We start from the raw sequence: 12,889 nt of genomic DNA, 5'->3' as shown, positions 1-12,889 counted from the left end.
GGTCCAGGGGAGTTTCCCGGATCGCATCCTTCGTCGATCCGCCAGATCCGCACCGCCTGGCAAGCGGGGTAACGCGGAGGGACGCAGGCGGGTTTCCGGTCTCGGCGGTGTCGGATTCCGCATCCTCCGAATGGAGGACGCAAACCCCTGTGGTGGAGGCGCTCCAGCTGTGTTTCGCACGGCCGAAGAGCTCATCTCCCGTATCGGGGGGCAGTTACGCCGGTTCGCGATCAGAAGCGAGCGGCAGTCCGCTGATCCGCCTGGAGGCGTGGATCGGTCAGGAAGGACATGTGTGAGCAACACCGATCTTTTGAGCGACGTGGGTAACGGCGCCGCAGAGTCGAACGGCACGGCCCCCGCTCCCAAGAAGACGGTCGGCGGGTTGACCGGCAAGACTGTGGCCGAACTGCGTTCGCTGGCTGGGGAGCTCGGCGTCGGTGAGACGACGGGTATGCGCAAGGGCGATCTGATCGCCGCGATCCGTGAGCGTCAGGGCAAGTCTCGCAAGCGTGCGGCTGCCGAGACCCTGCCTCTGGACGGCCTCGGCGATGCGCCCAAGGCGGCCCCGAAGAACGAGCCCAAGGCCGAGGCCCCGGCGACCAAGCCGGAGCCGAAGAAGGCCGTGGTCCCGGAGGCGTCCGTCGAGGCGCCGGCTGCGCCCGTCGCGGACACCCAGCCGCAGGCCGAGCGCCCGCAGCAGGACAAGCAGGACGGCCAGCAGGGCCAGGACGGCGCGCCCGAGGAGGGCGGCCGCAGCCGGCGTCGCCGCGGTTCGAACCGCGCCGCCGGTGCGCCCGAGAGCCAGAGCGGCGACCGCCAGAACGACCGCCAGCAGGGTGGTGACCGCCAGAACGGCGGCGACCGCCAGCAGGGTGAGCGTCAGGGTGGCGGCGACCGGCAGCAGGGTGGCGACCGCCAGCAGGGCGGTCAGCGCGAGCAGCGTCAGGGCAACCGGAACGACAACCGGCAGGGCCAGGACGGCAACCGTCAGCGCAACCAGCAGGACGGTGGCAGCCGCGGCGGTCAGGACAACCGTGACAACCGCGACAACCGCGCCCAGCAGCCGCAGGACGACGACGAGGAAGGCGGCCGTCGCGGCCGTCGCTTCCGCGACCGTCGCCGTCGCGGCAGTGGTGGCGGCCAGCGCGAGGTCGGCGGCTCGCCGGACACCGAGATCCGCGAGGACGACGTCCTGCTGCCCGTCGCGGGCATCCTGGACGTGCTCGACAACTACGCGTTCGTCCGGACGTCGGGTTACCTCGCCGGCCCGAACGACGTGTACGTCTCGCTTTCGCTGGTCCGCAAGTACGGCCTGCGCCGTGGTGACGCCATCACCGGCGTCGTGCGCCAGCCGCGTGACGGCGAGCAGCAGCGGCAGAAGTTCAACCCGCTGGTGCGCGTCGACTCGATCAACGGCCTGGAGCCGGACGAGGCCAAGCGGCGTCCCGACTTCACCAAGCTGACCCCGCTGTACCCGAACGAGCGGCTGCGCCTCGAGACCGAGTCGCACAAGCTCACGACCCGTGTGATCGACCTGATCATGCCGGTCGGCAAGGGGCAGCGTGCCCTGATCGTGTCACCGCCGAAGGCCGGTAAGACCACGATCATGCAGGACATCGCGAACGCGATCTCGACGAACAACCCCGAGTGCCACCTGATGGTCGTCCTCGTGGACGAGCGTCCGGAAGAGGTCACGGACATGCAGCGCTCGGTGAAGGGTGAGGTCATCGCCTCCACCTTCGACCGGCCGCCGGCGGACCACACCTCGGTCGCGGAGCTGTCCATCGAGCGGGCCAAGCGCCTGGTCGAGATGGGCCACGACGTCGTCGTGCTGCTCGACTCGATCACGCGGCTCGGCCGCGCGTACAACCTGGCGGCCCCGGCGTCCGGCCGGATCCTGTCCGGTGGTGTCGACTCGACCGCGCTCTACCCGCCGAAGCGGTTCCTCGGCGCGGCGCGCAACATCGAGAACGGCGGTTCGCTGACCATCTTCGCCACGGCGATGGTGGAGACCGGGTCGACGATGGACACGGTCATCTTCGAAGAGTTCAAGGGCACCGGTAACGCGGAGCTCAAGCTCGACCGCAAGATCGCCGAGCGCCGCGTGTTCCCGGCCGTCGACGTCAACCCGTCGGGTACTCGTAAGGACGAGCTGCTGCTCAACCCGGACGAGCTGGCCGTGACCGTGAAGCTGAGCCGGGTGCTGCACGCGCTCGACTCGCAGCAGGCCATCGACCTGCTGATCTCGCGGCTGCGCAAGACGAAGACGAACACCGAGTTCCTCATGCAGGTCTCGAAGACCGCCCTCGGCGGCAACGAGGACGACTGAAGTTCCGGTCGTAAGTCCGTGAAGGCCCCCTTACCGGCTCTTGTGGCCGGGAAGGGGGCCTTCACGGCGTTCCGGGGCGGGAATACCAGGTCAACGGGGTCTGTTCAAGTACCTGTCAGCCTGTCTGGCAGAATTACCCGCTGAAGTCCGGCGCCGGTTCACCCCGCTCGAAGACTGGGGACCCGGAGCCAACGAGAGAGGACACCATGAAGAGCGGTATTCACCCCGAGTACGTGGTCACGAACGTCGACTGCGACTGCGGTAACACCTTCACCACGCGCAGCACGAAGACCAGCGGCTCCATCCACGTCGAGATCTGCTCCAACTGCCACCCGTTCTACACGGGCAAGCAGAAGATCATGGACACCGGTGGCCGCGTCGCGCGCTTCGAGGCTCGCTACGGCAAGCGTCAGAAGAAGGACGCCGAAGCCAAGTAGCTTGGTCGACGGCGCCCACCCGCACGTTCGGGTGGGCGCCGTTTCGTTGTCCGGAAAACCGAGCTGAGAGGTGGCAGAGGTGGATTCGAGCTCGCTCAAGGGGCTGCTCGCCGAACACGCGGAGCTGGAGACCCAGCTCGCGGACCCGGCGGTGCACGCCGACCAGGCGCGCGCCCGCAAGCTCGGCCGCCGCTACGCCGAGCTGACGCCCGTGGTGCGCGCCGTCCACTCGCTCGACTCCGCCCGCGAAGACCTCGTGGCCGCGCGGGAGCTGGCGGCGGAGGACTCCGGGTTCGCCGCGGAGGCCGAGGAGCTGGCCGCCGGGATCCCCGAGCTGGAGTCGAAGCTCACCGAGCTGCTGCTGCCGCGCGACCCGTACGACGGCTCCGACGTCGTGATGGAGATCAAGTCCGGTGAAGGCGGCGAGGAGTCGGCGCTGTTCGCCGGCGACCTGCTGCGGATGTACCTGCGTTACGCGGAGCGGCACGGCTGGAAGGCCGAGGTGCTCGACTCGGTCGACTCCGACCTGGGCGGCTTCAAGGACGTCACGCTCTCGATCAAGACGAAGTCGGCGGTCGTCGACGGCGTCTGGTCCCGCCTGAAGTTCGAGGGCGGCGTGCACCGCGTCCAGCGCGTGCCGGCGACCGAGTCGCAGGGCCGGATCCACACGTCGGCGTCCGGGGTGCTGATCTACCCGGAGCCCGAAGAGGTCGAGGTCGAGATCGACCCGAACGACCTGCGCATCGACGTCTTCCGCTCGTCGGGCCCGGGCGGCCAGAGCGTCAACACGACCGACTCGGCGGTGCGGATCACCCACCTGCCGACCGGCATCGTCGTCTCGTGCCAGAACGAGAAGTCGCAGATCCAGAACCGCGCCCGCGCGCTGCAGGTCCTGCAGGCCCGCCTCCAGGCGGTCGCCGAGGAGGAGGCCGCGGCCAAGGCGTCCGACGCCCGCCGCTCCCAGGTCCGCACGGTCGACCGGTCGGAGCGCATCCGCACGTACAACTTCCCGGAGAACCGCATTTCGGACCACCGGGTGAACTACAAGTCGTACAACCTGGACCAGGTCCTGGACGGCGACCTGGACGGTGTCCTGGACGCCCTGGCGACCGCGGACCGCGAAGAGCGACTGGCCTCGCAGTCCGGCTGACGCCCGCCGCCCGCATCGGACGGCGGGCTCGTCACGTCAGCCGCAGGCAACCGGTCCGGCCGAGGCGCGGAACTGGTTGACCGTGCCGTTGCCCAGCGAGAGGTTGCCGGACAGGTAGATGCAGTGGCCGTTGGTCCCGGTCAGCACGACCCCGCCCGCGTAGGTCGAGTAAGGGCCGGAGTCGGTGACCGTGGCGGAAGTCTCCGTCCGGATGCTGACCGACATGGACCTCGGGTTGTTCCCGTCGCTGGTGACCTTCGCGCAGTTGGTGCCGCCGTTCGCGCTGGAGTACCACAGGCGCAGGGTGCCGGCCTGCTCGCCGAGCTGGTTCTTCAGCGGCTTGGGCAAGCCCTCCTTGTGGAGTTCGGTACCCGGGCACACCGGCACCGGCTTGGCCGCGGTGGTCGCGTGCGCGGCGGGTGCCACGACGATCCCAGCCGCCACGACTCCCGCGACGACGGCGAACTTCCGTACTGCTGACCGCACACTTGCCTCCCACAGGTAAGCGGTGTCCGGGCTGCTCCCGGACCACCGCCTTCCCCACGCCCGGGAGGCCGGAACGGTTTAGCGGACGGCGGGCTTCTCCGGCTCCCGGAAGGCGTCGAAGACCTCGGTCATGGCCTCGGACTCCGGCTCTTCCCCGGCGTCTTCCGGCACGGCCCGGGACGGCCGCGGCAGCAGGCTCAGCACCGCGAACACCGCGGCCAGGAACGTCGGGAACAGCGTCAGCAGCTGGTGCTTCACGCCTTCGACGCCTTCGCCGAGCGCGGACAGGCCGAACTGGCCGATCCCGAACAGCAGCAGGAAGAACACCACGATCCCGAACTCACGCCGGTGCCGGCGGAACGCGCGGATGCCCAGCCACGCCGTCAGCAGCCAGAACGGGATCAGCAGGAACAGGCCCAGCGGCGCGGCCAGCGCGGACAGCCCGGAGAACACCGGCACCCGGTACTCCTGGGCCATCTGCGGGAAGCCGGCCGACTCGGCGAAGCTGCCCAGGCGCGCGGGGCGGGCGGTGAGCGTGTCGACCGCGCCCTGCTGGAGGATCTGCAGCGTGCGCTCCGGGTGCGACGCGTAGTACTGCACGACGTTGCGGCGGCTGATCTTGTCGCGGTAGGTGTTGTAGCCCGGGTCCGTCCAGGGGCTCGCTTCCCACCAGCCCTTGCCGATGAACTTCCTGGCGTCCGGCGGGAGGCCCAGCGCGGTCAGGTCGGCGTCGGTGTCGTGCTTGCCGTCCACGATGCTGTCGAACACCACGTGGAACATGTTGGCTTCGCGGTACTCGGCGTTCGCCGGGTCGCCCTTCGACTGCACCATCGCCGTGCCGGCGCCGACGATCACCAGCACGCCCAGCGGCAGCAGCCAGCGCGTGCGGCCGCGCGCGCCGAGCGGCCGGACCAGCGCCAGCGCGAGCACGAACAGCGGGATCAGCAGCAGCGTCTGCGACTTCGCGTTGATCCCGATCAGCGCGCCCACCACGGTCAGCGCCGCGCCCCAATAACGCCACGCGCCCGTGCGGTGCATCAGCAGGAGGCCGCCCGCCATGAGCAGCATGCCGACGAACCCGGCGCCTTCGCTGAGCACCGAGGCGAAGTAGCCGAAGAACGCCGAGTCGGCCATCACGAGCAGCAGCAGGACGGCGGCGATGACGCGGTTGCGGCGGCTCAGGTCCAGGCCCAGCACGGTGGCCGCGACGCCGGCGGCGACGAGCACGCACGTGATCGCGCCCAGCACCAGCAGGTTCAGCTCGGCCGACGAGCCGAGCACGTGCCCGAGCTTGCTCGCGAACCAGTCGAGCCACGCCTGGCTCGAGATGTAGTCGCTCTTGCAGGCCGAACCCGGCCCGTAGCTGAAGTGGACGTAGAACTCGCTCTTCAGCTCGGGGTGCCGGCCGCCGAGGTCGCACAGCAGGCGCCAGCCGTCGCCGTTGTCGGCCATTCCGACCGGCCTCGGCACGAGGAACCGGAGCAGCAGGACGCCCAGGGAGAGGACGAAGACGCCCAGGCCGAAGCGCAGTTCACGGGATCGCACTCGGACCAGCGTACGAGATCACGCTGAGTCGGCGGGTGCCGCACCGGGTAGCGGCGTCACCGGCCGGTGGCGGAACACGACGTAGTGGTAGAGCAGGTAGTTCCAGAACAGCCCGACGACGATCGCGGCGCCCTTGGGCACCAGCAGGTTGATCCCCGGGAACAGGTGGTTCACCAGCGTGATGACGAGGAACTGCACCACCCAGAGCCCGAACGCGGTGACCACGAAGAACAGCAGCGCCTGGCGGCGGACGTCGCCGTCCTTCGCCCGGAAGGTGAAGTTCCGGTTCAGCGTGAACGACAGCAGCATGCCGACGGTCGTGGAGACGAAGTTCGCCACGAAGGTCGGCACGCCGAGCGTGGCCAGCAGCGCGTACCCGAGGACGTCGACCAGCGTGTTGCCGATCCCGACGATGCCGAAGCGGACCTGCGTGGCCGTGACGAGCCTCATCGGACGCCGCTCCGGCTGTCCCCGGCGGTCTCGTTCGCGCCCGTCCGCACCGATGCGACGCTGTACAGCGGCCGGTTCTGCACCTGCGAGTACGTCCGGCCGATGTAGCTGCCGAGCACGCCCAGCATGATGATCTGGATACCGCCGAGGAAGAACATCGCGATGGTGATGAACGCCCAGCCGGGCACGGCGGTCTCCGGCGCGAACAGCTTGACGCCGATGACGTAGAGCACGCCGAGGAAGCTCAGCAGCGAGAACAGGTACCCCATCCGCGTGATCATCCGCAGCGGCGTGGTCGAGAACCCGACGATGCCGTCGGCGGCGAACCGCATCATCTTCGTCAGCGGGTAGCCGGTGGCGCCGGTGTGCCGCTTGTCGCGGTCGAACAGCACCGCCGTCTGCTTGAACCCGACGTAGCTGACCAGGCCGCGCAGGAACCGGTCGCGCTCGCGGTACTTGCGCAGCTCGTCGACGACCTTGCGGTCGACCAGCCGGAAGTCGCCGGTGTTCTTCGGGATGTCGACCGCGGCCATCTTGCCGAGGAACCAGTAGAACGCGCTCGCGGTGAGCCGCTTGAACGGCGAGTCCTGGCGCGAGCGCCGCTGCGCGTAGACGACGTCGAAGCCCTCTTCCCACTTCTCGATGAGCTCCAGCGCCACCCGCGGCGGGTCCTGCAGGTCGCTGTCCATGATGATCGCGGCGTCCGCGTCGACCAGGTCGAGCCCGGCGGTGACGGCCATCTGGTGGCCGAAGTTGCGGGACAGCTCGATGACCGTGATCCGGCCGTCGCGGGCGCTCAGCTCGGTGAGCGCCGCCAGCGAGCCGTCCTTGCTGCCGTCGTCGACGTAGATGAAGCTGAAGTCGTACTTCCCGGCCAGCGGCGCGGTGACCTCGTCGACCGTGCGCTGCAGCAGCTCGATGTTCCCTTCCTCGTTGTAGATCGGGAAGATGAACGCGACCCGGCGGCGCGTGGTCGGCTCTGTCGGCACTGGCGCTCCCGGGGGTTCGGCGTCTCGGGCATCCTAGGGACCGGCGACGGCCTCGGCGAACGCGGTCATCCGCCGGTCGAAGCCCTCGGCCGGGCCGAAGTGGACGGCCACCGCGTCCGCCCCGGCCAGGATATACGCCCGGAACCGCGCGACGGCGGCGCCGAGATCGGTCCCGTCCCACTCCATCCGGGCAGTGGCCCGCACGTCGCGGCCGGCGGCCAGGTCCGCGAGTTTCCCGGCCCGCTCGCCGAACTCGGCGGGGGACAGCCCGGCGCTCTGCCACGCCGAACCGACGCGGGCGGCGCGCCGCAGCGCGATCGTGGAGTTGCCGCCGACGGTGATCGGCACCGGGCCCGCCGGCCGCGGCTCGAAGTACCCGCCGCCCGGGCCGCGGCCGGTCCGGAACAGCTCCGCGAGCAGGTCGAGGGTGGTGTCGGTGCGCTTCCCCCGCCCGGCGAAATCGGCCCCGACCTCGGCGAACTCGGGCTTGTTCCAGCCGGTGCCGACGCCGAGGTCGAACCGGTGCCCGGACAGCGCATCGAGGGTCGCGACCTGCTTGGCCAGCGCGAACGGCTCCCGTAGCGGCACGATCAGCACCGACGTCCCGAGCCGGATCCGGCTGGTCAGCGCGGTGATGTGGGCGAGGGTGACGAGCGGCTCGTAGACCCCGCCGAAGACGTCGCCGAACGCGCCGGGCGGGATCAGGTGGTCGGGCAGCCACGCCGTGCGACAGCCGAGCTCTTCGGCGAGCCGCGCCAGCTCGGCGGGGCGTTCGGGCGGCAGGTCCGGGTGTTCGTTCGGCAGTACGACTTCGAGGTTCACGACAGCCTCCCGAGGAACTTTTCGATCGCGGCGAGCTGGTCGACGGCCGTCTCGAGCTGCCCGGGTGTCGGGGCTTTCGAGCTGGTCGCGGCCGCTCGCGACCGGCGTGAGGGACTTCGCGAGTTGTCGAGCCGGGCGAAACCGCTGGTCAGGACCAGACCGGTGACACGATCGGGGTGCCGCGTGGTGGCGCGGACCGCGACGGCCGTACCCCAGCGAGTAGCCGAGGACCGCGAACCGCTCCAGACCGGCGCCGATCGCGACCAGCTCGTCGGCGAGTTGCCCTCGACGCTGCCGCCCCCGCCGTGGGCGAGCAGCAGGCCCGGGCCGGTGCCGCGGACGACGCGGTGGAAATGTTCGGTCATGCCGGCGACGTTAGGTCTTCACACCAGTGTGAAGGTCAAGTCCGGGGGACGGATGCGGATCGGTGAACTCGCGGGACGGACGGGCGTCAGCACGCGGTTGCTGCGCTACTACGAGGAACAGGGTCTGCTGGCGGCGTCGCGCGACCGCAACGGCTACCGGTGTTACGGCGAGGACGCCGTCGTCCGCGTCCGGCAGATCCGCCGGCTCCTCGGGGCCGGGCTGACCACGGAGGTGATCGCGTCGGCGCTGCAGTGCGCGAGCGGTGAGGACGCCCACCTCGACCTCTGCCCGGAGCTGGCGCGGCTGCTGCACCGCGAGCTGACGGCGATGGACGACCGGATCGGGACGCTCCAGCGCCGTCGCAGCGCCTTGGCCGGGTACCTGACCGAAGAGGGCGGCTGACCGCTCGCTCGATACGCTGGACGGCGGAGGACCGGCGCGTGTCCTGACAGGGGAGTTCCGCCTGGTGTGCCAGGCTTGACGAGGTGAAGGACGACGAGTGAATCGGCAGCCGCTGCGCCTGGCCATCATCGAGGCCACCCGCATTCTCGAGCGGGCGGGCGTGGCTTCGCCGCGGTTCGACGCCGAGGTGATCGCCGCGCACGTGCTCGGGGTCGAACGCGGCCGGCTGCCGATGGTGCCCCTGGTCGATCCGCCCGTCATCGAGGCCATCGGCCAGCTCGTCCAGCAACGCGCGAAGCGGATCCCGCTGCAGTACCTGACCGGCTGGGCCGCGCTGGGTGACATCACCGTCGCGGTCGGGGCCGGCGTGTTCGTGCCGCGGCCGGAGACCGAGCTGCTGCTCGAGTGGGGCGTCAAGTTCTTGCAGGGCCGGGAGTTCCCGGTCGTGGTCGACCTGTGCACCGGCTCCGGCGCGCTCGCCCTCGGCGTCGCGCACGCGCGCCCGGACGCGGTCGTCTACGCGGTGGACGTCGACCCGCAGGCGCTGGCCTGGGCGCGGCACAACGCGGACGTCCACGCCGACGCCGGCAACACCCCGATCCGGCTCTACTCCGGCGACATCGCCGACCCGACGATGTTCGCCGAGCTCGACGGCCTGGTCGACCTGGTGCTGTGCAACCCGCCGTACGTCCCGGACGGCACCCCGGTGCCGCCGGAGGTCGCCGAGCACGACCCGCCGCGCGCGGTGTTCGCCGAGGAGAGCGGTCTGGCGGTGATCCGCCACGCGATCGCGGCGGGCGCCCGCCTGCTGCGCCCGGGCGGCGGCTTGGCCATCGAACACGACGACACCCACGGCTCGGCGGTCCCGGCGCTGGTCCGGGCGCGCCGGGTGCTGACGGCCGTCGAGGGCCACAACGACCTGACGGGCCGCGCGCGCTTCGTCACAGCGAAGCGGCTGGGCTGAGCAGCCCCCGTTTTCCACGCTACCGGCAGGCACCGACAGTTCTGTGCCGCTCGCCTGGCGCGCGGGCGGACTTGTCCACAGTGCCGGAGTACTCCTGACAAACCGGCCAGACTTTCGTCGTGGGGCAAGCGGGTAAACCCTCGCTCCGGGGCAGAACCGGGACAGCGCGGCTCAATACGGTCGATCACGGGAAACCGCCGGTTTCCAGTGAAGGAGCCGCAGATGCGCGCCAGAACCCCGAAAGCGCTCGCCCTGCTCGCCGCCGTCACGGTCCTGTCCGGGCTCGGTGCCGGGACCGCGGCCGCCGAACCGCTCACCCGTGGCTGGCCCGCCCCGATCGACGCCGCGCACTGGGAGAACCAGGACCACATGACGTGGTCCGACTACCGCAAGGTGCCCGGGACGAACTGGGCCGACCCCGCCCTGAAGCCGACGCAGCGCGTCTTCAAGGGCGCCGTCGTCCTCGCCGACTACCCCGACCAGGACTTCGTCGTCACGCAGCCGCCGAAGTCGACCGTGTTCGGCAACCCCGGGCCCGCCGCCGCGAACATCCCGCGGGCGAACGTCGCGCAGTACTACCAGGACTTCCTCAACAAACCCGAAGCCCTCAACAACGGGCACACCATCAACGAGTACTGGATGGAGGACTCCGGCGGCCGCCTCGGCGTCCAGCTGACGGCGTTCGGCCCGTACCGGATGCCCGGCAAGTCCTACGAGTACGGCATGGAGTTCCAGCCGGGCGCGTGCCCGCCGAGCGCGAACTGCGACCGCGACATCCGCGCGGACGCCGGGAACGCCTGGCGCGCCGACGTCGGCGACGCCGCGAACCAGTTCGACTTCGTCTTCTACCTTTCCGCCGGCCAGGACGAAAGCTCGACCTGGCAGGAGTTCGGCGAGATGAAGTTCGGCACCAAGGAGAACGTCCCGGACGCGTTCGGCCCGCCGAACCACGACCTGCCGAACTACGCCGCCACCCGGTACGTCCCGTGGACGTCGTGGGCGTCGGCCGCCAGCATCTGGCCCAACGCCGGGAACGGCAGCTCGGTGCAGGCCGAAAGCTCCGGGCAGTCGACCTACGCCCACGAGTTCAGCCACATCCTCGGCATCGGCGACAACTACAACAACCCGTTCGGCGTTCCACCGTCCCGCAGTTACAGCGGGCCGTGGGACATGCTGTCGCGCGGCACGTTCAACGGACCGGGCGGCCCGCACACGCGCTGGCAGATCCCGGCCACGCAGGGCAGTTCGATGGGCGCGCAGCACCAGCTGCGCAACAAGCTGAAGCTCGGCATCGTCGACCCGGCGGACGTGCTGCAGCTCGACCGCAACCAGCTGGCGACGTCCGGCCCGGTGTCGGCTCGGCTGACCGCCCGCGAGACCGAGGCGCAGCCGGGTGCGTTCACCGGGCTGAACATCAAGCTCACCGGCGGCGACAAGAGCCCGAAGTGCGACCGCGCCAAGGACCCGTTCTGCGACGGCGGTGGCTACGACAACTACACCGTCGAGGTCGTCGACCGGATGGGCGCGGACTCCTTCGCGCCGGACTCCGGAGTCATGATCACCAAGACGAAGAACCAGGACAACGCGCCGTTCGACTGGGTGATCGACGCCAACCCGCAGGACATCGGCATCACCGACTACACCAAGCCGGACGGCACGCCGGTGAAGATCACCATCGGTGACTACCGCCAGCTCAACGACGCGCTGTTCAAGGCGGGCACCGAGGCGGCGAGCCCGTACGAGTACACCGACCAGGCGAACCGGCTGAAGTTCCTGGTCACCGACCTCGCCCGGGACCGCAAGGGGGTGCTCTCCTACACCGTCACGGTCGCTTCGCTCGACGGCGCGGGCAGCCAGGCGCGGGGCGCCGCGGTGACCCCGGCGCCGCCGGCGTTCGCCCGCGGCGGGCTCGCGACCTGCGACTTCGGCCTGGTCAACACGGGGTCGGCGAAGGGCGCGAAGGCGCCGTACGACACCGACACCTACCGGCTGAGCGCGTCGACCGACGCGAAGGGCTGGCAGGTGCGGCTGCCGAACGAGCTGGCGACGGCGAAGTTCGGCCAGTTCGTGAAGGTGCCCGCCTTCGCGAAGCGCAGTGGCGGTGACCTGGCCGCCCGGGTGAAGCTGACGGCGACGTCGGTGAGCGACCCGTCGAAGACGGCCACCGCGAGCTGCACGGCGTTCGGCTTCTGACGCGCACCTCGGGACCACGACCCGGAGGGGCCTGCCGCGGCGGGCCCCTCCGGCGCGCGGGGCTACCCTTGGCGCCATGAGCGTGGTCTACGACTGCAGCAAGCGGGACTCCCGGGCCGACGGGCTGGCCGCCGCGGCCGGCGCGGTCCGGTCGAGCCGGCTGGTCGTCCTGCCGACCGACACGGTCTACGGCATCGGCGCGGACGCGTTCGACGCGGGCGCCGTCCAGGCCCTGCTGCGCGCGAAGAACCGCGGCCCCGACATGCCGGTCGGCGTGCTCGTCGGCTCGTGGTCCACTGTGGACGGTCTGGTTCTCGGCGTGCCGCCGCAGGCCCGCGCGCTCATCGAAGCCTTCTGGCCCGGCGATCTGTCCATTGTGCTGCCCCACGCGCCGAGTCTGCAGTGGAACCTCGGCGACGCGCGCGGCACCGTGATGCTGCGGATGCCGCTGCACCCGGTGGCGCTGGAGCTGCTGCGCGACGTCGGCCCGATGGCCGTCTCGAGCGCGAACGTCTCCGGCCGGCCGCCGGCCAGCACCGCGCAGGACGCGCAGGAGCAGCTCGGCGACTCGGTCGCGGTGTACCTCGACGGCGGCTCCAGCGGCGAGGCCGTCGCGTCGAGCATCGTGGACCTCACCGGCACCGAACCGGTGGTGCTGCGCGAAGGCGCCGTGAGCAAGGACGCCATCGCGGAGGTGCTCGGTGTCCCCGCGGAATCGTTGGCGTGAAGCCGGATCAAGGCGTCGCGCGCGGCACG

Annotated in this window: 13 protein-coding genes; 7 read left to right on the top strand and 6 right to left on the bottom strand. The window is 70.5% G+C overall.

Going from position 1 to position 12,889, the window contains the following annotated elements:
* Window positions 1-292 precede the first annotated feature (292 nt).
* The 3 genes from rho (at window position 293) to prfA (ending at window position 3,916) form a co-directional block, all read left to right on the top strand.
* Window positions 293-2,329 (top strand): transcription termination factor Rho, encoded by a 2,037-nt coding sequence (rho, locus tag OHS18_RS22765; protein WP_328618419.1) that lies wholly within the window; start codon window positions 293-295, stop codon window positions 2,327-2,329.
* Between the two features lie 206 nt (window positions 2,330-2,535).
* On the top strand, window positions 2,536-2,766 hold the full coding sequence (gene rpmE / locus OHS18_RS22760) for a 50S ribosomal protein L31 (RefSeq protein ID WP_328449499.1): 231 nt from the start codon (window positions 2,536-2,538) through the stop codon (window positions 2,764-2,766).
* A 79-nt stretch (window positions 2,767-2,845) separates the two neighbouring features.
* Entirely contained in the window at window positions 2,846-3,916 is a 1,071-nt protein-coding gene (prfA, locus tag OHS18_RS22755) for a peptide chain release factor 1 (protein WP_328449501.1), read from the top strand.
* A 36-nt stretch (window positions 3,917-3,952) separates the two neighbouring features.
* Here the strand turns inward: prfA and OHS18_RS22750 are convergent, their stop codons facing one another.
* From OHS18_RS22750 to OHS18_RS22725, 6 genes are all read right to left on the bottom strand, one after another.
* Window positions 3,953-4,402 carry a hypothetical protein gene (locus tag OHS18_RS22750; RefSeq protein ID WP_328449503.1) on the bottom strand — a complete coding sequence of 150 codons (450 nt, stop codon included), beginning with the start codon at window positions 4,400-4,402 and terminating at the stop codon, window positions 3,953-3,955.
* Between the two features lie 78 nt (window positions 4,403-4,480).
* Complete coding sequence (wsfD, locus tag OHS18_RS22745; protein WP_328449505.1) at window positions 4,481-5,947, bottom strand: glycan biosynthesis hexose transferase WsfD; 1,467 nt, start codon at window positions 5,945-5,947, stop codon at window positions 4,481-4,483.
* An 18-nt stretch (window positions 5,948-5,965) separates the two neighbouring features.
* Window positions 5,966-6,397 (bottom strand): GtrA family protein, encoded by a 432-nt coding sequence (locus tag OHS18_RS22740; protein ID WP_328618418.1) that lies wholly within the window; start codon window positions 6,395-6,397, stop codon window positions 5,966-5,968.
* On the bottom strand, window positions 6,394-7,386 hold the full coding sequence (locus OHS18_RS22735) for a glycosyltransferase family 2 protein (RefSeq protein WP_328618417.1): 993 nt from the start codon (window positions 7,384-7,386) through the stop codon (window positions 6,394-6,396). Before OHS18_RS22735 ends, OHS18_RS22740 begins: the two co-directional genes overlap by 4 nt.
* A 33-nt stretch (window positions 7,387-7,419) precedes the next feature.
* A complete protein-coding gene (locus OHS18_RS22730) occupies window positions 7,420-8,208 on the bottom strand; it encodes an LLM class flavin-dependent oxidoreductase (RefSeq protein WP_328618416.1) in 789 nt (262 codons plus the stop codon).
* Entirely contained in the window at window positions 8,205-8,573 is a 369-nt protein-coding gene (locus tag OHS18_RS22725) for an alpha/beta hydrolase (RefSeq protein ID WP_328618415.1), read from the bottom strand. Before OHS18_RS22725 ends, OHS18_RS22730 begins: the two co-directional genes overlap by 4 nt.
* Before the next feature lie 52 nt (window positions 8,574-8,625).
* On the opposite strand from OHS18_RS22725, the gene OHS18_RS22720 reads away from it, so the two are divergent.
* From OHS18_RS22720 to OHS18_RS22705, 4 genes are all read left to right on the top strand, one after another.
* Complete coding sequence (locus OHS18_RS22720; protein ID WP_328618414.1) at window positions 8,626-8,976, top strand: MerR family transcriptional regulator; 351 nt, start codon at window positions 8,626-8,628, stop codon at window positions 8,974-8,976.
* A gap of 97 nt (window positions 8,977-9,073) precedes the next feature.
* A complete protein-coding gene (prmC, locus tag OHS18_RS22715; RefSeq protein WP_328449515.1) occupies window positions 9,074-9,940 on the top strand; it encodes a peptide chain release factor N(5)-glutamine methyltransferase in 867 nt (288 codons plus the stop codon).
* Window positions 9,941-10,162: 222 nt separating this feature from the next.
* Window positions 10,163-12,133: a M6 family metalloprotease domain-containing protein gene (locus tag OHS18_RS22710; RefSeq protein WP_328449517.1), complete on the top strand. Its 1,971-nt coding sequence runs from the start codon at window positions 10,163-10,165 to the stop codon at window positions 12,131-12,133.
* Between the two features lie 76 nt (window positions 12,134-12,209).
* Complete coding sequence (locus OHS18_RS22705; protein WP_326944141.1) at window positions 12,210-12,860, top strand: L-threonylcarbamoyladenylate synthase; 651 nt, start codon at window positions 12,210-12,212, stop codon at window positions 12,858-12,860.
* Window positions 12,861-12,889 lie beyond the last annotated feature (29 nt).

Source organism: Amycolatopsis sp. NBC_00355 (assembly GCF_036104975.1).
Lineage (GTDB): Bacteria > Actinomycetota > Actinomycetes > Mycobacteriales > Pseudonocardiaceae > Amycolatopsis.
The sequence above is the reverse complement of the archived record's forward strand: the minus strand, read 5'-3'. Positions and strand labels throughout refer to the sequence as shown.

What these genes read in the sequence shown, in the direction of transcription:
- rpmE (WP_328449499.1), top strand. Translation starts at nt 2,536, where the DNA reads ATGAAGAGCGGTATTCACCCCGAGTACGTGGTCACGAACGTCGACTGC.
- OHS18_RS22740 (WP_328618418.1), bottom strand. Translation starts at nt 6,397, where the DNA reads ATGAGGCTCGTCACGGCCACGCAGGTCCGCTTCGGCATCGTCGGGATC.
- OHS18_RS22725 (WP_328618415.1), bottom strand. Translation starts at nt 8,573, where the DNA reads ATGACCGAACATTTCCACCGCGTCGTCCGCGGCACCGGCCCGGGCCTG.
- OHS18_RS22720 (WP_328618414.1), top strand. Translation starts at nt 8,626, where the DNA reads ATGCGGATCGGTGAACTCGCGGGACGGACGGGCGTCAGCACGCGGTTG.
- OHS18_RS22710 (WP_328449517.1), top strand. Translation starts at nt 10,163, where the DNA reads ATGCGCGCCAGAACCCCGAAAGCGCTCGCCCTGCTCGCCGCCGTCACG.
- OHS18_RS22705 (WP_326944141.1), top strand. Translation starts at nt 12,210, where the DNA reads ATGAGCGTGGTCTACGACTGCAGCAAGCGGGACTCCCGGGCCGACGGG.